Genomic DNA, 21,182 nt, shown 5'->3' with positions numbered 1-21,182 from the left:
AACCTATCATGGATCGCATGTTGAAACGCTTGCTTCATTCCACCAGTCGGCGCGCCACCTTTCTGCGTTTCGCTCTGGTCGGCGGGACCATCGCCCTGATCGACATTGCCGGCCTGTACACGCTGCATGATGGGGTCGATCTCAATCTTTACCTGTCTCGCGTCATCTCGTATGGCCTGGCGATGACGGTCGGCTACTTCCTGAACCGCCATTTCACGTTTCACTTCTACCAACGTCTGCGTGGCATCCTCGGTGACCTGATGCGCTTTTTCGCCGTCCACGCCACCGGCGGGGTTCTCAATTACGCCCTCTTTGCCCTCGTCATCCTGCTGGGTGGGCAAGCCGGCCTGAATCCGGACAAGGTCTTCTGGCTCCCTCTGCTGGGTATCTGGATCGGCGGCGTGGCCGGTATGTGCTTCAACTTCTTCGTCTCTCACAAGCTGGTGTTCCACCACTCATGACCACGGTCATCACCCTGCTCGAAAGCCTGGCCCTGCATCTGCGGTGGTGGGGTCGCGCCCTGGTTGCCTGGCGCGACCCGTGTGCCCCGATGCGCCCCCGACGCGCCCTGCTCCTGATGGTGGGATTTCCTCTGTTCTTGCTCGTCCAGACAGGACACGCCCTCTGCCTGTTGCTGGACGAGGTCCTGTTTCCGAGCTACCGGCGCGTCGAGGTCGGCCGCGCGCTGTTCATCACCGGTATTCCTCGCAGTGGTACCACTTTCCTGCATCGTACCCTGGCCGTGGACAGCCAGCGCTATACCACGGTCACCACCTGGGAGGCCCTGCTGGCTCCCTCGATCACCCAGCGCAAGCTCCTGAGCGGGCTCGGCAAGCTCGACCGAGCCCTGGGCGGTTGGGGTCGACGGATCGTGGACACCCTGACACGACGGATGACCGGCGACTTCGCCGCCATCCACGATGTCGGCCTCAACGCCGCGGAAGAGGATTACCTGACCCTGCTGCCCGCCGGTGGGTGCTTCATTCTGATGCTGATATTTCCCGGTAGTCCGGGGCTGTATGAGCTAGGCCATTTCGATCGCCGAATGCCCTCCGGCCGGCGCCGACGCCTGTTACGTTTCTACGAGCGCAGTCTGCAACGTCACCTGTACGCCGATGGTCAGCAACGACGCCTGCTGTCGAAGAACGCCGCCTTCGGGTCCTGGCTTGCCGGGCTGCACAGCCAGTTTCCCGAGGCCCGGTTCATGATCTGCGTGCGCGACCCCGCCACCGCTCTCAGTTCACAGCTCAGTTCCGTCGCCAGTGCCGGGCCGTTGTTCGGTACCTCCGTGGATAACATCAAATTTCAACAATATTTCCTTAATCTGTTCGCCGAGACGCTCGACCATCTGGGAGAAACCATGGCTAACTGGTCACTGTCGCAGGGGGTAGTCATCGACATGGACGACATGCGAGAACGACCGTCCATGATTATCATGCGGGCACTGGCTTGCATCGGGGAGCCCATGGGCCCCGAGCTGGCGGATCACATCCAGCGATTGCCGGCCGGCACCGCCAGTCAGCACCGGCACACGGTCGAGTCACTGGCGATACCGCATGATACGATGGAAGCCGCCATGCGGCCGGGTTATCAACAAGTCATCGCACTACCACAGCGAATCAGGATCACCGAGTGAACGATATCGCCACACTAGCCCAGCCTGAACCATCCATCGCCACTCATCGACTGCGTGTCGCGTTCTTCTCCGACTCCTTGGCCGAACGCAATGGCACCGGCGCCTACTATCACGACCTGATCGAACAGTTACGCTCACGCATCGATTGCGCCGACATCCTGCAGCCGCGGCTCTCCAGTGGTTTCCACCCCTTTCGTTTCCCGTTGCCGGGCGATGCCACCCAGCAACTCATGGCGCCGAACCCCATGGAAATCCGACGTGCCCTGTCGCGCATTCGGCCACATGTCATCGTCAGCGTGACACCCGGGCCCTACGGCCTGCTCGGCCCCTGGATGGCCCGTCGCAACCAGTGCGGCTTCATCTCCGCCTACCACACCCACTTCGAAGGGCTCGCCGACCTCTACTGGCGCCCCTTCAAACGGCATCTGATCTCCGGCTGCCTGAGCTCCGCCAATCGCTTCCTTTGCCAGAGAAGCAGTACGGTACTGATCAACAATCGCTCTCTGAGCGATACCGTCATGAAGCTGGGAGCCCAGCAGTACGACGTCATGGGGACACCGCTGGCGCGCAGCTTCGCGGACACGCCTCCGGCACCGCTGCCGGATAGCCTGCAACAGATCTGTTTCGCCGGTCGGCTGGCCGCGGAAAAGAATATCGACGCCATTCTCGACGCCGCTCGGCAATGGCCTTCGATCCGCTTCGTGATCGGTGGCGACGGGCCGTTGAAGGCCAGGGTCGAAGCCGGTGCGGCGGAACTGCCCAATCTCGACTACCGGGGCTGGCTGGATCGCGACTCCCTGCGAGCACTGATCGACGAGTCGAGTCTGCTGGTGTTGCCCTCGCACCAGGAGACCTTCGGCTCCATCGCCCTCGAGGCCATGGCACGCGGCCGCCCGGCACTGGTATCGGAGAACGCCGGCATCCATGACTGGACCCAACTGGCAGCCGGGCTTTACAAGATCAGAAACCAGGAGTCGCTGAGTGATGCCATCGCACGCCTGCAGAGCGACCCGCCCGGCTCAATGGCCACCGTAGCGGCCCACGCACGGAATGCCGCCTTGCAACTCAACGATCACACGCTGGAACAGTGGCTGAGCGTGCTGACCGAACAGGCCCGCAACCGCTCATGAGAGCACTAGTCTCGATACACGATGTCATGCCGCACACCATGCCTCGCGTGGCGGCGCTCATCGACAGCCTGCAACACCAGGGACACGACGCCATTACCCTGCTGGTGGTTCCCGGACTCGCATGGCAGGACGAACACATCGATACGCTCGCCCACTGGCAGCAATCAGGCATGGAACTGGCAGCCCATGGCTGGCACCACCACGCCTCACGCCTGGGCGGACTCTATCACCGTCTGCATGCCGCTTTGATATCACGCCGGGCCGCCGAGCACCTGGCCCTGGACGGCCCCCGCATCGACACGCTCATGCGACGCTCCGCCGCCTGGTTCAGTAAAAACGGCCTCGAAGCGCCAAGCACCTATGTACCGCCTGCCTGGGCGTTGGGCTCGATTCCCAGGTCCAGGCTCCGGACGCAGCCCTATCAGCGCATCGAAGTGACTCGCGGCTTGCTCGATCCACAGAGCGGCCATCTCGACCCTCTGCCGTTGGTAGGCTTCGAAGCCGACACCGCCTGGCGGGAGCATGCACTTCGACAATGGAACCGAGTCCAGGTCTGGCAGGCACGACACCGCAATCGCCCCTTACGCATCGGCATCCATCCCTACGATCCCGAACTGCGGCTGGCCGGCGACATGCAGCGGCTACTGGCGGGCGACTGGCAATCCCGGCGTTACGACCAGCGACACCTCAATTGAGCCACCACAGCGCCGTGTTGAGGTAGCCGGCGAAGACTACCCACAGCAGATATGGCACCAACAGCCACGACGCCAGTTTCGACACCCGCCGGAAACGACGGATCGACAGCCCCAGCAATGCCAGCAGCACGAACAGATCGAGCAGCGCCACCAGCATCCAGTGAAGGCCGAAAAACAGCAGAGACCACATTGCATTGGCCACCAACTGCGCGACGAACGGCCACAGAAAATGCACGCGGCCGCCCGGTGGCGACAAGCAGGTGACACGCCAAGCCGCCACCGCCATCAGTAGATACAGCAGTGTCCACGCGATCGGGAACAGCAGATTCGGGGGTGTGAAGGGCGGTTTTTCCAGGGCGGCGTACCACGCTCCCGGTGGCGTAGCGATCCCGCTCAGCGAGACCAACGCCACCAGCAGCAACCAGCCCAGGAAGATGGTCAGCGATTGGCGAGCCGATACCGTCATGCGACCTCATCATCGTCAACGTCCTTCAGGGTGCCGCCAGTATGACAGCAACGCGATGACGATGACTTGTCAGGAATCAATTCTTGCCCGCCAGTTCGCGATTCATCATGCGAGCACTGAACTCGACACCATAGCGATTGCGCGACCACGCATACATCGCCAGCCCCAGCAGCATCCAGCCGGCGAACATGCCCCACTCCAACGGCGCCAGTGCCGACGGGCTACCCGGCATATATAGCGCGATCATCCCCAGCGACAACAGGATCGACACCCAGCCAACCAACTTGCCGTTGGACACTTTGAACGGCCGCTCCAGCTCTGGCTCACGATGGCGCAGTACCAGGAACGACAGCGCCACGAACAGGTAAGCAATGACGATCCCCAAGCCACCGGCGACGACCAGCCACACCAGTGCCGGGCGACCGAGGAACGGCGCCAGACAGGACAGCGCCCCCATCAGGAAGATCGCATTGGTCGGCGTTTTGTGCTTCGGATGCAGCTTGGCCAGAAAGGCAGGCAACATACCGGCATGAGCCAGCGCGTAAATCGCCCGCGAGCCGCCGACATAAAAGGCATTCCAACTCGTCACGATACCGGCGATCCCCGCCAGCACCATCAGGTTGCCTGCCCAGGGCGCCTGGAACACCGCCTGCATGGCATCCGGCACCGCCAGCGAGCTTTCGCCCAGCGCCTCCGGATCGAGCATCAACGACGTTCCCAGAATGATCAGCGCATACCAGAACACCGCCAACAGCACCGACACCATCAGCACCCGGCCGATTTCCTTGAACGGCAGGTTGATCTCTTCCGCTGCCTGAGGGATGACATCGAACCCGACGAACATGAACGGCACCATGATGATCACCGCCATGATCCCGCCCATCACCCCTTCCGAGGTGTTGAACAGCGGCTCCATCGTCGCCTGCTCGCCCTCGAACAGCGCGCCGGTGATGAACATCACGCCCACGACCATGATCAACAGGGTCACCAACTTCTGGACCAGTGCCACGGTGCGGATACCGACATAGTTGATCCACGTCATGATCAGCGAACCGACCACGCCAACGGCCACCCAGGACGCATTCACTTCCCAACCGGCGATCGTCCAGAGGTATCCCACCGAATAACCGGGGAACAAATGTTCGACCACGGTCGGCAACGCCACCGCCTCGAATGCCACCACGCTGACATAACCCAGCGCAATCGCCCAGGTACATATGAACGACGCAAAATGGCCCAACGCCCGATAACTGTAGACATGCTCGCCGCCGACCTGCGGCATCGCCGAGGCCAGCTCCGCATACGTCAACCCGACCAGCAGGATGGCGATGCCGCCCACCACGAACGCCGTGATCGCGCCTGCACTGCCTGCCGATTGAATCCACTGGCCCGTCATCACGATCCAGCCCCAACCGATCATCGCGCCGAACGCCAACGCGAGAACATCCTTTCTGGCCAGCACACGGGTCAACTTCCCGCCCTGGGATACATCCGTTGTCATCGTCTCCGCCCCTATTATTGGTTCACATCAGGCCATCACATCGGTGATGTTCAGCCGACGGCATCGGTTTTATCAACACGGCGAGCAATATAATTGACAGGGTCGCCAGCCACAACCGGGTGATACCAACGGATGAAACGTGTCAGCTAAACGATTGACTCGACTGCGTGTGCGGCAAGAGAAGACGAATGTCGTCGAGAGCTTTAATGATATCTCGGAAGTGTGCTTAAAGAAGGGACTTCTCACATTGACGGAGTACCTAAAAATTAGTGCTTGTTGCGATGTGGGTAGATGAGTGCAACATGAAGCGCCACACAAGCCAATAGTGGGAGTGACATTAAGACTACGTTGGGATCAATCATCTTGCTCTTCCCTAGTATCTATTCTCGCCTTGATGAAAATACTGTAGACCACCATGGTGGTAACAACTATCAAACCAGTTTTAATTAAGCCCCGCACCTGCGGGGATCGGTCTTCATCGGCCGCCAATTTGTGCCTGGGGTACGGTTGAGCCCCGCGCCTGCGGGGATCGGCATTGACCTCAAACCCCGCTTGTGCAAGGAATCGGTTGAGCCCCGCGCCTGCGGGGATCGGGTGGCGTGCTCGATGCTGTGTGGCTGTACTGGCGGTTGAGCCCCACGCCTGCGGGGATCGGTTGGGAACCTGGGTGCTGAGGAACAGAGAGAACGGTTGAGCCCCGCGCCTGCGGGGATCGGGCCCGTGCCCGCGCCTTCGTGGCGGTGCGCGCCGGTTGAGCCCCGCGCCTGCGGGGATCGGACCCTCGCACTGCTTTCCTTGCCGATGACGGCCGGTTGAGCCCCGCGCCTGCGGGGATCGGGCTTCATCAGTCATCGCCAAAAGGCCATTGAACGGTTGAGCCCCGCGCCTGCGGGGATCGGCGGAAACACATTATTCCAGACTGAGACGCCGTCGGTTGAGCCCCGCGCCTGCGGGGATCGGCGATTCGTTGAATTTTTCGGCGCGCTTCTCGGCGGTTGAGCCCCGCGCCTGCGGGGATCGGGGGCTCGGCGTCGATTTCACTGACGCCGGCGAAGGTTGAGCCCCGCGCCTGCGGGGATCGGTCTAATGCCATCATCCCGCACCAACCGCCACCCGGTTGAGCCCCGCGCCTGCGGGGATCGGACGGGCACGACCTTTCGCTCGATCTCACGCGACGGTTGAGCCCCGCGCCTGCGGGGATCGGGGAAGGGCTATCCGTCGCCGGGCCCACCAAGGCGGTTGAGCCCCGCGCCTGCGGGGATCGGGGAGCGAAGGTGGTCGAACGCTTCGCGCGATACGGTTGAGCCCCGCGCCTGCGGGGATCGGTTGCATTCCATTGGCTGGTAACAGGAGGCGGGCGGTTGAGCCCCGCGCCTGCGGGGATCGGCCTGTAGCAGGGACAGTCCCTACGTCAATATCCGGTTGAGCCCCGCGCCTGCGGGGATCGGCATGGATTCTCCGCTAACGCGCAAAGCAAAAGCGGTTGAGCCCCGCGCCTGCGGGGATCGGTTGAGCCTAGGGGGCTCGGTATGTTCAGTGATCGGTTGAGCCCCGCGCCTGCGGGGATCGGAGTTGCGGATGGCCTGGCGCATTAGTCGATTGCGGTTGAGCCCCGCGCCTGCGGGGATCGGCGGATGCCATCGAGAACTGCCTGGAATGGGCGCGGTTGAGCCCCGCGCCTGCGGGGATCGGGCTGCCGTTCTTCCTCAGCTTCACGCTTGGCCGGTTGAGCCCCGCGCCTGCGGGGATCGGTACGCAAACCACGGCGCGATGCCTCGCGTCACTGGTTGAGCCCCGCGCCTGCGGGGATCGGCCTGCGTGGCTGTTCCCCAGCGTGGGCGGCACCGGTTGAGCCCCGCGCCTGCGGGGATCGGCGCTGACTCGCACCGGCGCCGCGCCCATGATCCGGTTGAGCCCCGCGCCTGCGGGGATCGGCCCAGAAAGTGGAGTATGGAGAAGTCAGGATACGGTTGAGCCCCGCGCCTGCGGGGATCGGCCGCAATTCCGCTATATGTCGTGCTGCGAATCCGGTTGAGCCCCGCGCCTGCGGGGATCGGTCCCGAGTTCCGCCCTCTACGACCTCGTAAAACGGTTGAGCCCCGCGCCTGCGGGGATCGGCTGTGAAGCGCAAGAAGCTATCGTTAATCAAGCGGTTGAGCCCCGCGCCTGCGGGGATCGGACACGCCCATGATTACGGCTGGCGCTCCAGGTCGGTTGAGCCCCGCGCCTGCGGGGATCGGTTGCTGTCGATCCCTGTATTTCGGTAGTCGTCCGGTTGAGCCCCGCGCCTGCGGGGATCGGGCGGGTGAAGGATGAATGAAGCCGATCGCATGCGGTTGAGCCCCGCGCCTGCGGGGATCGGGACAGAGACGGCGACGACCATTTGTCCGCTCCCGGTTGAGCCCCGCGCCTGCGGGGATCGGTGCAAACACCAGCGATCAGTTGCGTACCAAAACGGTTGAGCCCCGCGCCTGCGGGGATCGGCCAAGGTGCGCTGTTCTGTTGATGATATCATGCGGTTGAGCCCCGCGCCTGCGGGGATCGGTGTACAACGCCCTGCACCAGCTATACAGCGAGCGGTTGAGCCCCGCGCCTGCGGGGATCGGCAGCTCGAGGTGCTCGGTGGGCTCGATGAGGCCGGTTGAGCCCCGCGCCTGCGGGGATCGGCGTCGAATCCATAATGCTGAGTTCGCCAATCACGGTTGAGCCCCGCGCCTGCGGGGATCGGTGGCGTGTGGCAGACCACGTTCCGTGACAAGCCGGTTGAGCCCCGCGCCTGCGGGGATCGGTGGGGCTTGGTGTATTTCATGAAATCATGAATCGGTTGAGCCCCGCGCCTGCGGGGATCGGCCGAGGACATTGCCCACGGCACGCAGCGGGCGCGGTTGAGCCCCGCGCCTGCGGGGATCGGATGCCAAATCAGGGCGTATCGTCCACATTCAGCGGTTGAGCCCCGCGCCTGCGGGGATCGGCGTAATAATCCAGTGCTTCGGGACGCTGTAGGCGGTTGAGCCCCGCGCCTGCGGGGATCGGACTGCGCTGGTTGATCGCTATGGTAAGGAGTTCGGTTGAGCCCCGCGCCTGCGGGGATCGGGGCGGATCGATCATCTTGGCAACCGCCTGAGCCGGTTGAGCCCCGCGCCTGCGGGGATCGGCAGCCTGTTCTTGCTCATAGGTCTGGATCTCGCGGTTGAGCCCCGCGCCTGCGGGGATCGGCACGGCATCTTCCCGAAAGGATCTCAGGCTGGCGGTTGAGCCCCGCGCCTGCGGGGATCGGACGTTGATCGAGATTGGAAAGGATGGCGTCTACGGTTGAGCCCCGCGCCTGCGGGGATCGGTGCTGTCCCTTCTCCAGCAGCACCGGTCGATCCGGTTGAGCCCCGCGCCTGCGGGGATCGGGCTGGCCATGTCGACGCCGTAATGCCGGGGAACGGTTGAGCCCCGCGCCTGCGGGGATCGGATCGGTGTCAGGCTGTGCGGTCATGACGGTTTCGGTTGAGCCCCGCGCCTGCGGGGATCGGACTAATTGTAGATTATTGTTTATAAAGAACAAAATCGCCAGCAGAATTTCCACCAGCGATTTTGATCAAATTTCAATCAGCTTGATTTTTTAAAGAGCCTTCAAAAACAGCTAGATACTTTCTTGCGGTAAAAACCTCACCAAACGCAACCCATCATGGTCAATCGGCACACGGCGACTGTCTCCATAGGTCTGGAATTCGAAGCCTGATTCATGGTTACTGGCCCAAGCCATAGCGACATTCCCCTCCTCCGCCAAAACTTCCACTTGTTCCCAAACCATTTCGCGGATACGTTTGCTGACATCACCGACGTAAACACCGGCTCTGATTTCCAACAACCATACCGCAAGCCGTCCTCGAAGGCGCGGAGGCACTGCTTCAGTTACCACAACGAGCATTGCCATGATCACTGACTCCTGTGGCCTGCGTCGCCTACCGATTCGGGTTCAGGTATAGCCGGGGGAACCGCTTCCGGAGCAGGCGGCGGAGGCTCAATATCGCCTGCGGCCAGAACGTCTTCGATCATTGGAATCAGACGCTGCAGTAAATGCGATTGTTTAAAGGCATCGCGACAGGCGATACGTACTTCCCGTTCAGGCCTTGGTGGGTTACGTGCGGCTACTCGGAACGCAGCCGGCACGACTGTCTCGAATTTAACGATGTCGGCAATGTCATAGACAAAGCTCAACGGCTTGCCGGTATGCAAAAAACCAATCGCGGGGGCGTAGCCAGCTGCCAGGATTGCGGCTTCGGTAATACCGTAAAGGCAAGCCGTGGCGGCCGACAGACATTGGTTGGCCACGTCGGAAGCATCCCATTGAGTAGGGTCATAGCGACGACCCTTCCATTTAACGCCATATTGCTTCGCCAATAGCTGATAGGTCTTGCGTACCCGAGCCCCTTCCATGCCACGCAATTGATCGACACCACGCCGCGAAGGTGGTTCTTCGCCAAAGCGCATTTCGAACATCTTCCTGACAACCTTGAGGCGCAGTTTGTCATTCAACGCCAATTGCGCTTGATAAAGAAGTTTGTCCGAACGCGCCCCGCCAGGCTGGCCTGCACTGTATAACCGTACGCCGGCATCACCCACCCATATCAATAACGTGCCAACCACAGCCGCTAACTTAACAGCGGCATGGGACACACGAGTGCCGGGCTCGAGCAGCAAACAGGCCACCGACCCAACGGGAATGTGCATGCGTTCACCGTTCACCTCGTCGATGACGACGAAGGCACCATCGCGCACGTCGATCTGGCCCATCCCGACGAAGATCATCGACATGCGATCTTTCTCTGGAATGGGCTTCAAAGGAATGAAACCCATGGCGCCTCCTATGGCCTTCGCAACATTATCAGGCCACAGCCAAAGGCCTTGGCACGCCCGACCCCATGTGCCAACGTTTCGGTCAGGCGCCCTGGGTCGGTCACTTCCAGTAAGCCTTCATAATCGACGCTGGAAAAGCGAATGGGACGGCCCTCGCCTTTTGGCAAAGCATGCTGACGATAGCCCCCCACTTCGGGCTTGACCGGCAAACGGAATCCACAAGACTCGGCGCGTTCTGACAGCCACTCTCTAGCGGCCTCATCCATCGCCTCAATACAGGCCTGGCTGGTCCGTTCCTTGCCCGCCTCGAAGGGGTACTTGGCTGCCATCAAGACATCGGCGCGCTTACCACGCTTCCCCGCCACCGACTTCGCCACAGTGGGATTGGCACGCAACCGGAAAGCGAGTTGCTCGCCCGCTTCGAGCACCGGAGTGAACGGTTTGCACTGAGCCTCGAGCAATCCAGGGGGAGGAGCCGGTTCCCGATCGGAGAGCACATAGAACAACGGCAGGCCGCGCGGTGTCCCACCATTCTCGGGCTCTTCCATTTCCTGGCGAAACAGAAACGGCCTCGATCCCTGGTACTCTGGAAATAAACGCCAGAGTAGTTGGTGGGCAGCATAAGCACCACCGCCCATGATCTCGAACAAGGCTTCACGAGAGAGGCCGTTGAGATCGACCTTGACGCGAGATAGATACATCAGCGGCCCTCCTCTTGACCAACAATACGCCGGAACTCGGCACGTGGCCCGAATTGCCAACGCCGGCGATGGAGCGGTTCATCCCACACATCATTGGATTCGTTACCTTCCAAGGAGCCATCCAAATGTTTTGGATCGCCCTCCCAGGCGTACAACGTTTCGTCGGGGAGATTAAGCACGCGGCGCTCCTCATCCGCCGTTCCGCACAACGGGGGAAACGACGTATCCAAGGCATCAAGCAAGCATCCACATGTTTCTCGTCGAGGCGCCAAGGGCCCGGCAGGTGGGCATGCCTTGCGCCCTAGATAGAGCGGAAAATATGGCGTTTTCAATGCCTGCTCCATCTCGTTCAGAGTGAGCGTGGCCTGCGAAGTCAGCCACACGGCAACGGTCCACAAACCGTCGCAACGATAGTCACGACTGGAAAGAATGGTATTGATGACTTTGCGTGGAGCATTCAGCTCATCGCGCCGGGTATGGTATGTCACTTTCGACTGCGCCGCTGGCACCTGCGCCGTGTGGTAGTCGCGCAACAATGTTCCCGGCGAGCGCTGTTTGACCGCGATACAAACGCTTTCGCGCAATTGACGCTGTCGCTCATCGTCGTCGCGCCGCACACCTAGCGCCGCCCCAAGTAACCCGATAATCGCACCTCGTCCCGGATATGTGGCAGAGGGTCGCGACTCGCCCACCGCTGCCTCGCCCCAACTCGCGAGCGGCGCATAGAGCCGGAAGACTAGATATTCCGTCATGACGGCCCCCTTATCGGTCGTCGCCAAGGAAGTCGACCAAAGCCGAGAAGCTCCCCGTCGCTACGTTGCCCGTCAGTTGGGGAGCCGAATAATCGGGCTCTGCCGTGACAATGAAGCGACGATCGGCGCCGACATCATATGCTTCGTCGAAAGCCTTGGCCTGACGCTCTAGTCGATTGATGGCATCCAATGATTGATCCTGACCCATGACAGGACGCAGGAAAGCAGTCGAGAGTGAACGGGGTTGCTGGTCGCCCTTCTCGGCCAGCACATAGCTGGCATGCGCGCGGGAACCAAAGCTGTTCTGTTTGCCCTTGGGCGATGTCTTGACCGAGGCCTCCACCAATGCCGCGATGGCGCGGTCGGCAAGCTCTTCGTTACCCTGCAAGTTCTCGATCAATTGCTGACGGTCAATGCAGATATAGCTGTAAAACAACCCTGCGCCGAATCCCGCTTCACCAACGTGTGCCGCACCGCGGTGCTCATCGCCCGCGTTCAAGTCGTCTACCGCCGTAAAGTAGTCATCCTCGACCTCGGCGGCATGCACGGTAATCGCATGCGCGACTTGGCAAGCAGCCTCGACGTTGAATTTTGGTTCCGCCGCCAGCATGCGACCGAACAGCGCAATATCAACGGCCGTGGGCTTGTCACGAAGCAGGGTGAGATCTTCCTTCTCTGGCGCACGATTTTCAGCGGCCAGCGTCTCAACCAGCGCATCGACCGCGGCCTGCTCCTCGGGGCCGATGTGAACCAACTGACTAGTTTCCAATTCATTCTTGGGTACGTCACCGAAGACCTTGGCGATCTCCGTGGCCCACTCTCGCGCTTTCTTATCATCAACACCCTTTTCAATCAGCCGTTTTTCAGCCTCAATGCCTACACGCTTAGTGCGGTGCCCGCGATGCTGACCCACCGCTTCTTCGAATAAAGCAGAAGTGCGCCAAGTGCGCTTCAAACTTTGTGACGAGACACGTAGGCGTTTAGCGCCCCCCATCAAGGCGGTTTTGGGCCGGCCGAGATCATCACGATTGAGATTAGCGGGCGGATAAGACGTCAGCAGGTGAAGTTGAATGAAATGGCTCATGATTGGCTCCCTAGCGTTAGTAACTTGGATTCAGAAAATAATGTCTTAATCGTTTTCGTGGCGGTAACCCGCTGTGGCGCCGAAGTAATCGTTGGCCCAGATAAAACCCAGCCGACGAGACGGTTTCGCTGATGACATTCCGTGGTGTTCACGCCACCACAACGCGATGTTGTCAGCGAGATGCACGGCGCTTACACCTCGCCTGTCAACCAGCGCCAGCGCGCGGCGCAAACGCTGGACCAATTCTTCCGGCGTACGACAGGCCATCAGTTGTTGGAAACGCAGCTCACTCATGTGCGGCTTGCCGGTTTCACGCTTTTGCTCCCCGAGACATGCCCCCAGCGGTCTATCCGGCTTTTCTTCCCGAAGCTCGGCCACCACCAGCGCAATGCAGGCCCAAACCTGAAGTGACCTATCACGCTGCCACGAGTTGCTTTCGTCCCCGGTAGGAAGCTGGTTCCACAAATGACGGAAAGCCTCGGTCAGCATGGCCGCCTCGATGGTGTCGCAACGCCGCAAGGTGGCGCGTACCCCCTTGGGCCAAGGAGGCGCGTCGGTCTGCGCCTTCAATTCCACGGCAGGCAACGTCAAACGCTGCCACCAACGCCGCAGCGCGTCGGCCTCAGGACGCTCGATGGCAAACAACCGCTCGGGAACGCGCGGTGGCGCTTCTTGTTGTGCGGCTGTAGTCTCCGTTTCTGTCATGACATGCCCTCTTTATTGGCGACCGCTTCAGCGGCTGGCTGCTTCAATGCAAAGCCACCGTCTGCGGCAAATTGACGAATGGCCTTGCTCCCCTTGCTATGCCCGCCCAGAAAGCTCAACAACTGGCGATGTGCCGCCGTGGCACGCTGCAAGTCCATGGCTTCCAGCGCACCACTCAAGGCTTGCGTTTCAAACTGTGCCAGCGCCTGGTGCCTGAGCGTTCGAAACCAACGCTCGGCAACGCCGGAGGGCATATGTGCGGTAGGTTCAGGGCTCTGAAGCGCCTGCTGCAGCTCTAACAGCACCTGATAAAATGCGCTCTGCGTGGCGTCATAGAACTGTTGGTCGATATGGCTCATATCACCTTTGGCCTCGGAAGGACGAGCGAACCAGGCGTTCTTGACCTGAGTACGCACCATCCAGGCGATCTGACGTGCTAGTTCGGTGAAACGCTGCACCCAGTCACGCAGCCGCTCCTGTTGCGCGGGCGGCACAGCCACCAATGGCATCTCGACGCTGTACCAGCCCCGGGGTTTCATGTTGTCCATGTCATAGCCGAAGGCCCATAGACGAGCATGCTTGAGCAGTGCGGCAAGGTTCTCTCCTGCACGACGCTCCTCATCAACCAACATCACTTTTTTAGCGATATAGTCCTGCACTACCCCGGCAGGGAGTGCACCACTAGTGTCGGGGTCGTGCAGTATCAGGTTCGGCCAATGCTGATATCCCAAGCCGCCCGGCTGCCCCTTGATGGAAAGTGGCGGCTCGTCCGGCTTTTTGGGATCACGGCGATACGGGGTCAGTGGATGCAGCCAAGGCCCGTCGTAGTTGGCACCTTGTTTTTTGGCACGGATACGATGTACAACGCGAGTGGCATCCCGCCCACAGATATCGCAACGACACGGGGCATCCTCGAACAGCAGCCGGAAACGGCGCGGCATCGACCAATAAGGATGCAGTGGATGCATGCCGTCGGGCAGGACTTCCGTGCCCTTCTTGTCACTGACTCGGGTCGGTGCCATCCACAGGAACAAGGCGTCATCATCAACGTGTGGTGCTTGCCATACTTGCCCGGACCGCGTCAGCGCCTTGGGCGTCAACACATTCAGCCATAGACGAGACCACAGGCTAGCATCGGCTGCCTCCGGCAATACCAGTGTGGTCAATGGTCCGCCGCCTCGCAGACCGACGCGAATGCCCGCCCCACCAGCCGGTGCATTGATCTGCATGGTGAACAGCGCCAAGGCGGCGCAGTCCTCGCACATCGTCTCGACCCGCCCACGTTTGACGAAGAAATCAGTGTTGTTCTTGATACCATTCGCCCCAGGCGCATCGATCAATAGCCCACTGACAGTGGCCTCCTTAACGTCATCGAGCGAGTCTAGGTCCTGCATAAAGCGAGGGCCATCGCCTTTCAGCTCGAAGGCGGCAGTAAGAGGCGCAAAAGCCGCCGTCAACTCATCGGCGCCGGGTGGCTCAATAAAGCGATCCAGCCATTCGCCGTTGTCTTGCGGCGGCAACGCGGTTTGCAACAAGCCAATCAGGAACTGGTAGGCGGCCCCCTGGAAATCCGCCCGGGGCAGCGCGAGATCGGTAATCTCGGGGTCGGCTACTGCGCAAGGCGGTCGGTAAACGGTGGCGCCTTCCCTGGTCAGGAAAGGCAGCCATGGATCGTTGAGCAGGTTCATTACCTCTTTTCCCTCCTTTTAATGAGACGAACAACCACTCGCGGGATAGAGAAACAGGCAGTCTTCACGACGATGCTCACCCAGTCCCATTCGCCAATCTTCCAGAACGCTTCCTCAAGCCAGTTACGCACGACCAGAGCTCCTCATAAGCACATAACAGCCTGAGGATAACCTCGACCAACAACTTAATGCAAGTTACTAGCCTAAACCTAAAAACACGTAGAGCATGATCTAAAAGACTCTCGCGTGGACGCTCAAACCCAAAGAGTGAGATCATCGGCACGGTTCCTCATCTAAATGGGGATGACCCGTTACTGGCCTATACGCCAACCCGTTCCCCGCGTCAGCGGGGATTTTCTCCTTCCCTTGAAAACCTCACGCCCCACTGGGCGTCATAGGTACAGTTGGAATCGGCTGCGACCAGCCAAGGCTGGGTGAAGCGCAGCGCCTTGTAACGCTCCTGAAGGGTTTCCCATTGAGACTGGAAATCGCACGGTAGCTCCGCCAGCTTTTGCGCCTGGCTCTGGCGCAGTTTGACCTGGCTGAGCATGTCGGCGTGACGCTCGTCCTCGGCCCAAAGCGATAGCTCATCACCGGGCGTGTACTTGAGTAGAACGACATTGACCGTCGGCTCATCCACCAAGCGCGTGCCGATTTCCTGCTCTTCTTGCCATTGGTCGAACTCAGGGTGCCGAAGATAGCCCTGCGCCAGATCGAGTGCATTGAAGTTGGCCATCGAGACCGCTACGCCTTGCATTCCACGCTGCTCCCAACGTGCCTCCTGCAAGTCATCCGGCACTAGGCCGGCGACCTTCCCGTAAACGCTTTCGATCAGGGCACGTGCCTCGTCGGGCATCCGAATCGCGCCCAACTCACGCAATACACGCTGGGTCAGCCACAGTAGAGATGTATCGCGGTACACAGCCTGCGTACCTGGTAGCACACGCTTGAGCCATTGAGCATCCGGCGTTTCGCACCACTCAGGGGCAAGGATGGAAACCTCTGGTGTACGACGCACGCCCCGCTCATGACGCTGCAAACGGCCAGCACGCTGGATCAGCAGGTCGATGGGCGCCAGGTCGCTGACCATATGGTCAACATCACAATCGAGCGATTCCTGGAAGACTTGCGTACTGATCAACACCTGCCCCTGGCGCTGGCCGGCGGTGGAAGGTTTGCCCAGCCGCTCAATAACACTCGATTCAATGCGCTGACGGTCCGCCATGGCGAATCGGCTATGAAACAATAGGCACCGCTCGGGATCGGGATGGCGCTGACAGAGCTGCTCGTAGGCTCGGATGGCGTCATCCACGGTGTTGCGTACCCAGGCGACGCATTCTCCCGAGTCCACCGCTGCCATCACCATCTCAAGCGCCTGCTCCTCCGTGGTCAGCCAGTCGATGCCGACCTCCCGCGTTACCTCCGGGCGCGTGGCGAGCGGGACTTCGCGCTGGCCTTCCGGGCCAACTTGAGTCAGCAACGGGAACTTATCCGCCTGAAGCGACGCCGGCCCTTGTCCCAGCCCCTGGCTCCATGCCATCGCGAGCTCTTCGCGCATGCCGCGTGGCAAGGTCGCTGTCAGCAAAATGGCGCTACCGCCCTGCCGGGCATGATGCGCCAGCAGTTGGCTGAGCAGCGTCTGCATGTAATGGTCGTAGGCATGCACTTCATCGACGATTAACACCTTGCGCGCCAAGCCATAAAGACGCAGCGTCTGATGGCGAAAAGGCAATAGTCCCATCAATGCCTGATCGATGGTGCCTACTCCAACATCGGCCAGCAGTGATTTTTTACGTGAGTCAGCCAACCAGCGATTGCAGCGCGTGGTAGCCGTCATGTCATCGGCCGCGTAGTCCTGATCCCCCGGCTGCTCCGCTGCCACGGCCTTCACGAAGGTATCGTTCAGTTCACGGGCGCCATGGGCCAGCACGAAGGAAGGCCGAGATACCTCGGCATAGAAGCGTTGATGCAAATTCCCCAATCGTTCATACATGGCATTGGAGGTCGCCATGGTCGGCAAGGCGAAGTACAGCCCCTCACCGTGACCCGCTGCCAGCAACCGCTGGGCGAGGATGCAAGCCGCCTCGGTCTTGCCAGCGCCAGTCACGTCCTCGAGGATGAACAACTGGGGGCCATCACCGATGGGCAAGGTTTCGGCTTCCCGCTGAAGCGGGGTCGGCGTAATCGACTTTCCGTCAAACCAACTGGATAGACCCGCATACGCTACCGGCTCGGGAGTCTGCGCAAAGCCACTTTCCTGGAGCGCTTGCTGCGCACGCTCCAGGGCCATTGGCCAGTAGTCACCCAGCGGCATCTCATCTTGGCAATACGCGAAATGATCGCGATTCGACCCCAGCCAATCGCTGAGGGTAGCCCATCCCGCAATGGTCCAACTCAAGGCACGCAGAGTGTCACACCACGCCTCGGATACCAGTTTTTCCACTGGCCATGACGGAGGCATGAAAGCCGCCCAATCGTTGACGAACTGACGTGCGGCCTCGATATCATCGGCAACACCGTCATGACCGAAAAATGCTCGCACCTCACTATTACCGGCTTCCACTGGCTGGCCATGGTGGCCGAACATCGGCGCCAGCAATACACGCAAGGTCTCACTCAACTGATGACGTTCACGACGTGGAGGAATATCGCCAGGCCATTGCAGCGTGTCATCACGCAACCATTCCAACCAGTGGGCTTGCCATAGTACGGCCCCCAACTGGTCATGGCGCGCGGTATACGCGTAGCGCTCAAGTGCAGGCACCAGACTGACGCCCTCTGGGCTAGCCAAACCTTGAAATGCCCGCGAAAACTTGCCGATATCATGCAAGCCGAGTAAGAAAACGAACAAACGCCGAAGTGTTTCGGGAGGCAAATCGAGGCGAGCCGCCAGCAATTGCGTCAGTGGGCGCTCCGGTGCCAGAAGCAGCCAGCCCACAGCAGCCACGTCCAGACTGTGGTAAGGCAGCAAATGGCATTGTGCTCCCTCGCCTCCTGGTTTGGCTTTTGCCCAATACCGATATTGCAACATTTCACTTCCCTGCGGTTATTATTGATTAGAAACATATAAGCACTCTGTGTTGTATCCTGCCAACGATGTATATCGAACCAGCACAGTTTTCAGCCCGGTTCATGGGCCCGAGAGTGAATAATTCAGGTACGGCGGGGAATCATATATGACGGAAACAACGTCGTTGCCATGGGACATACTGGCACGTTATCGGCTGATAGAAATTCTGGCGTTATGGGAAGGACGTATCACGGCATCACAACTGGGGACTGCCTTTGATATAGGGCGACAGCAGGCCCAGAAGATGATTCGCCAATATCGTAAGCAAGCGCCCGCTAACCTGATATACGACAATTCACGGAAAGGCTTTATTCCACAGGATACTTTTCAACCCTGTTATACGCTGGGCAAAGTGGAAGAGTATTTACATTTCCTGGGGTCCAATACACAACTCGACTCTCCGTTTGCCGGATTGGGAATCGGCGTCGCCAACACCGAATCGCTGCCGTTACCCAGTCGCCAGTTATCACCGGCCGTGGTTCGCGCCCTGGTCAAGGCAGCCAGGCAAAACGAGCGGTTGGAAGTGAATTACGCCTCGTTTCGGGCTCCCGAAGGGGAAGACCGTATCATTGTGCCTCACACCTTGGTGTTTGCCGCCGGGCGCTGGCATGTTCGCGCCTTTTGCGAAAAACATCAGGATTACCGGGATTTCGTACTGAGCCGCTTTCGTGACATTCCCGAAGCCTGTGGTGCGATGTTAGGAACGCACGATCAAACTCATGACCAGGATTGGCAAACCTATGTCGATGTCTGTTTGATCCCTGACCAACGCTTGCCTGAAGCCGAACGACGACTCATCGAAGCCGATTACGGCATGGAAGCCGGTCGTCTGGTGCTGAACTGCCGAGGCCCGCTGGTCCTTTATGCCCTGCTGACGATAGGCGTGAACCCGAACCATTCAGAACCCGAGCCGCGCGCGCAACAGATCGAGATCGCCAACCGTGCCGAGCTCTCTGAGTGGATCCATTGGTAGTCCATCAACTCCCCCATTTGCTTCCCCTCCTTGTTCCACGTAGGTTGTTATATAACCATTCAATAAAAAGGAGGTCGTTATGTCTGTATCACATCGCCAAAGGACACTGGGGCTGGCTACCATGACGGCATTGGGCAGCATAGCTCTGCCCGGGCCGGTCGCGGCCGACGCCGGTCCGATTCAGCAGCATCTCGATGACCTGCAGTCGTTTCAGGTGATCGCGCACCGGGGCGCCAGCGGCCACGCGCCCGAGGCGACCTGGCCGGCGTTCGAGCAGGCTGTGGAGATGGAGGCGGACTACCTGGAGATGGATGTCCAGATGACCGCCGATGGCGAACTGGTGGTGTTCCACGACGAGACCATCGATCGCACCACCGATGGCGAGGGGGACCTGAAGGATTACACCCTGGAAGAGCTCAAGGCCCTGGATGCCGGGTCCTGGTTCAACGACGAGTTCCCGGACTACGCCGACGACGAGTACGCTGGGAACGAGATTCTGACGCTCGACGAGGTCATCGAGCGATTCGGCACCGACGAGCGCTATTATCTGGAAATCAAGTCGCCCGAACTGTATTCGGACCTCGAGGAATCGTTGGTCGAGGCGTTGGAAGATCACGGCCTGGTGGAGTCCGGTTCAGTGATCATCCAGTCGTTCAGCGACGAGAGCCTGAAAACGGTTCATGAACTGAATGCCGATATCCCACTGGTACAGTTGGTATGGTACTACCCCGAAGAGGAAGGCGATGACGAGCTGGTCGAATGGACCGGCGTCACACCGGGACCGGAGGAGACCACCGACGAGGACTTCCAGGCGATCCGCGAGTATGCCGTCGGTGTCGGCACGAACTTGACCTACGGCGAGGAAGAGTTGCAGGTGATCGATGCCGATTTCGTCGAACAGGCCCAGGCCAACGACCTGCTGGTGCATGTCTATACCATCAATGAGGAAGAAGGGATGCAGCGGCTGCTCGATTGGGGCGTCGATGGCATCTTCACCAACTTCCCGGATCGTTTGAACGCGCTGGTCGAATAACACTCACTTCCACATGATGGCGCGGGCCGGTCGGGTCCGCGTCCGGGCAACTGATGGGCGAATTCGTGTGCAAGTGCTATCTTTTGGGCGGATCGCTCAACGCCGACGGAAATATGCCCATGCCTACTTCTCGCGCCCTATGGCTCACCTTTGTCGTCAGTTTGCTGTTGGTGTCGTCTCCGCTCGCCATGGCGCAGTCCGCCGAGCAGGAGTGGCATGCCTATCAGGATGCGCTGGAACGGGGCGAGCGCCATGCCGACTACTGGCAGACCGGCTGGACGACGTTCTACGCCGGCAGCCTGGCCTACAATGCCTGGCAATCCAGTGAAGGCAACAGCAGCGACGATCGCTTCGATGCACGCGTCGGCGCAGTCAAATCGGCCCTGGCGCTGGGCGGCATGTTGCTCGATCGACAGCCCCATCCCGAGGCCCGCCGTAAGCTGGAGCAAATCAGCGGCCAGGACCCTGACGATCGGCTGGCCCGCGCCCGCGACGTGATTCAAGAAACCGCCGAGGAAGAGCGCCGCCGCCGTGGTTGGCGCGCCCGCCTGGGTTCCCTGGCGGTGAACACCGTCGGCGGCCTGGTGATCGGCGTGGGCGACGACCGGCCGGATGACGGCGCCATCAGCTTCGCCACCGGCATGCTGGTCAGCGAGCTTCAGTTATGGAGCCAACCCGGCCAGGCCGGCCATGCAATCAACCGCTTCCAGCCGGCGGAACTGTCGTTCGGCGACATGCAGATCGACTACGAGTACGCCTGGGTCATGGGGCCGGATCAATTGGGCGTGCACCTGCGTTACTGATCGCTCCTCAATGACAATCCGCTGTCCGCATAAGACATCACCGACACGTCATGTAAGACATCCATGACACTGGCCTCTTGCCTCTAGCTCCCGGACG

Annotated in this window: 17 protein-coding genes and 1 CRISPR repeat array; of the genes, 7 read left to right on the top strand and 10 right to left on the bottom strand. The window is 60.4% G+C overall.

Annotated features, from left to right (window positions below; genetic code table 11):
* Positions 1-17: 17 nt before the first annotated feature.
* Genes BLW01_RS15685 through BLW01_RS15670 form a run of 4 tightly spaced genes read left to right on the top strand, consistent with a single transcriptional unit; the run spans position 18 to position 3,461 of the window.
* Positions 18-461, top strand: coding sequence for a GtrA family protein (locus BLW01_RS15685; RefSeq protein WP_175529870.1), 444 nt, complete (start codon positions 18-20; stop codon positions 459-461).
* Positions 458-1,636, top strand: a complete 1,179-nt coding sequence (locus BLW01_RS15680) for a sulfotransferase domain-containing protein (RefSeq protein WP_092571407.1) — start codon at positions 458-460, stop codon at positions 1,634-1,636. The genes BLW01_RS15685 and BLW01_RS15680 overlap by 4 nt, the downstream gene beginning before the upstream one ends.
* Complete coding sequence (locus BLW01_RS15675) at positions 1,633-2,766, top strand: glycosyltransferase (RefSeq protein ID WP_092571405.1); 1,134 nt, start codon at positions 1,633-1,635, stop codon at positions 2,764-2,766. Before BLW01_RS15680 ends, BLW01_RS15675 begins: the two co-directional genes overlap by 4 nt.
* Entirely contained in the window at positions 2,763-3,461 is a 699-nt protein-coding gene (locus BLW01_RS15670) for a DUF2334 domain-containing protein (protein WP_092571403.1), read from the top strand. The genes BLW01_RS15675 and BLW01_RS15670 overlap by 4 nt, the downstream gene beginning before the upstream one ends.
* Here the strand turns inward: BLW01_RS15670 and BLW01_RS15665 are convergent.
* The 10 genes from BLW01_RS15665 to BLW01_RS15620 all read right to left on the bottom strand — a co-directional run bounded on the left by BLW01_RS15665 (position 3,454) and on the right by BLW01_RS15620 (position 18,237).
* Entirely contained in the window at positions 3,454-3,927 is a 474-nt protein-coding gene (locus tag BLW01_RS15665; protein ID WP_092571402.1) for a TspO/MBR family protein, read from the bottom strand. The genes BLW01_RS15670 and BLW01_RS15665 overlap by 8 nt on opposite strands.
* Before the next feature lie 76 nt (positions 3,928-4,003).
* Complete coding sequence (locus BLW01_RS15660; RefSeq protein ID WP_092571400.1) at positions 4,004-5,428, bottom strand: APC family permease; 1,425 nt, start codon at positions 5,426-5,428, stop codon at positions 4,004-4,006.
* Positions 5,429-5,871: 443 nt separating this feature from the next.
* A CRISPR array of direct repeats spans positions 5,872-8,949; the repeat unit is 29 nt; unit sequence CGGTTGAGCCCCGCGCCTGCGGGGATCGG.
* Between the two features lie 110 nt (positions 8,950-9,059).
* Positions 9,060-9,353, bottom strand: a complete 294-nt coding sequence (gene cas2e / locus BLW01_RS15655) for a type I-E CRISPR-associated endoribonuclease Cas2e (RefSeq protein ID WP_092571398.1) — start codon at positions 9,351-9,353, stop codon at positions 9,060-9,062.
* Positions 9,354-9,355: 2 nt separating this feature from the next.
* Entirely contained in the window at positions 9,356-10,276 is a 921-nt protein-coding gene (cas1e, locus tag BLW01_RS15650) for a type I-E CRISPR-associated endonuclease Cas1e (RefSeq protein WP_092571396.1), read from the bottom strand.
* A gap of 8 nt (positions 10,277-10,284) precedes the next feature.
* A complete protein-coding gene (cas6e, locus tag BLW01_RS15645; RefSeq protein WP_092571394.1) occupies positions 10,285-10,977 on the bottom strand; it encodes a type I-E CRISPR-associated protein Cas6/Cse3/CasE in 693 nt (230 codons plus the stop codon).
* The gene (gene cas5e, locus BLW01_RS15640; RefSeq protein ID WP_092571392.1) at positions 10,977-11,729 is read right to left on the bottom strand and encodes a type I-E CRISPR-associated protein Cas5/CasD; all 753 of its coding nucleotides are present in this window, start codon (positions 11,727-11,729) and stop codon (positions 10,977-10,979) included. Before cas5e ends, cas6e begins: the two co-directional genes overlap by 1 nt.
* A 10-nt stretch (positions 11,730-11,739) precedes the next feature.
* Positions 11,740-12,813: a type I-E CRISPR-associated protein Cas7/Cse4/CasC gene (gene cas7e, locus BLW01_RS15635; RefSeq protein ID WP_092571390.1), complete on the bottom strand. Its 1,074-nt coding sequence runs from the start codon at positions 12,811-12,813 to the stop codon at positions 11,740-11,742.
* 45 nt (positions 12,814-12,858) lie between these two features.
* Complete coding sequence (casB, locus tag BLW01_RS15630) at positions 12,859-13,518, bottom strand: type I-E CRISPR-associated protein Cse2/CasB (RefSeq protein ID WP_092571388.1); 660 nt, start codon at positions 13,516-13,518, stop codon at positions 12,859-12,861.
* The gene (casA, locus tag BLW01_RS15625; RefSeq protein ID WP_092571386.1) at positions 13,515-15,206 is read right to left on the bottom strand and encodes a type I-E CRISPR-associated protein Cse1/CasA; all 1,692 of its coding nucleotides are present in this window, start codon (positions 15,204-15,206) and stop codon (positions 13,515-13,517) included. The genes casB and casA overlap by 4 nt, the downstream gene beginning before the upstream one ends.
* 343 nt (positions 15,207-15,549) lie before the next feature.
* Entirely contained in the window at positions 15,550-18,237 is a 2,688-nt protein-coding gene (locus BLW01_RS15620) for a CRISPR-associated helicase/endonuclease Cas3 (protein WP_092571384.1), read from the bottom strand.
* A 145-nt stretch (positions 18,238-18,382) separates the two neighbouring features.
* Between BLW01_RS15620 and BLW01_RS15615 the strand changes: the two genes are divergently transcribed.
* The 3 genes from BLW01_RS15615 (at position 18,383) to BLW01_RS15605 (ending at position 21,085) form a co-directional block, all read left to right on the top strand.
* A complete protein-coding gene (locus BLW01_RS15615; RefSeq protein ID WP_092571383.1) occupies positions 18,383-19,249 on the top strand; it encodes a WYL domain-containing protein in 867 nt (288 codons plus the stop codon).
* Positions 19,250-19,328: 79 nt separating this feature from the next.
* Positions 19,329-20,282 (top strand): glycerophosphodiester phosphodiesterase, encoded by a 954-nt coding sequence (locus tag BLW01_RS15610; protein WP_092571382.1) that lies wholly within the window; start codon positions 19,329-19,331, stop codon positions 20,280-20,282.
* A gap of 119 nt (positions 20,283-20,401) precedes the next feature.
* The gene (locus tag BLW01_RS15605; RefSeq protein ID WP_092571380.1) at positions 20,402-21,085 is read left to right on the top strand and encodes a hypothetical protein; all 684 of its coding nucleotides are present in this window, start codon (positions 20,402-20,404) and stop codon (positions 21,083-21,085) included.
* Positions 21,086-21,182: the final 97 nt, after the last annotated feature.

Origin of the sequence: Aidingimonas halophila, from assembly GCF_900106955.1 — a bacterium.
Lineage (GTDB): Bacteria > Pseudomonadota > Gammaproteobacteria > Pseudomonadales > Halomonadaceae > Aidingimonas > Aidingimonas halophila.
This window is presented reverse-complemented; position numbering and strand designations above follow the sequence as displayed.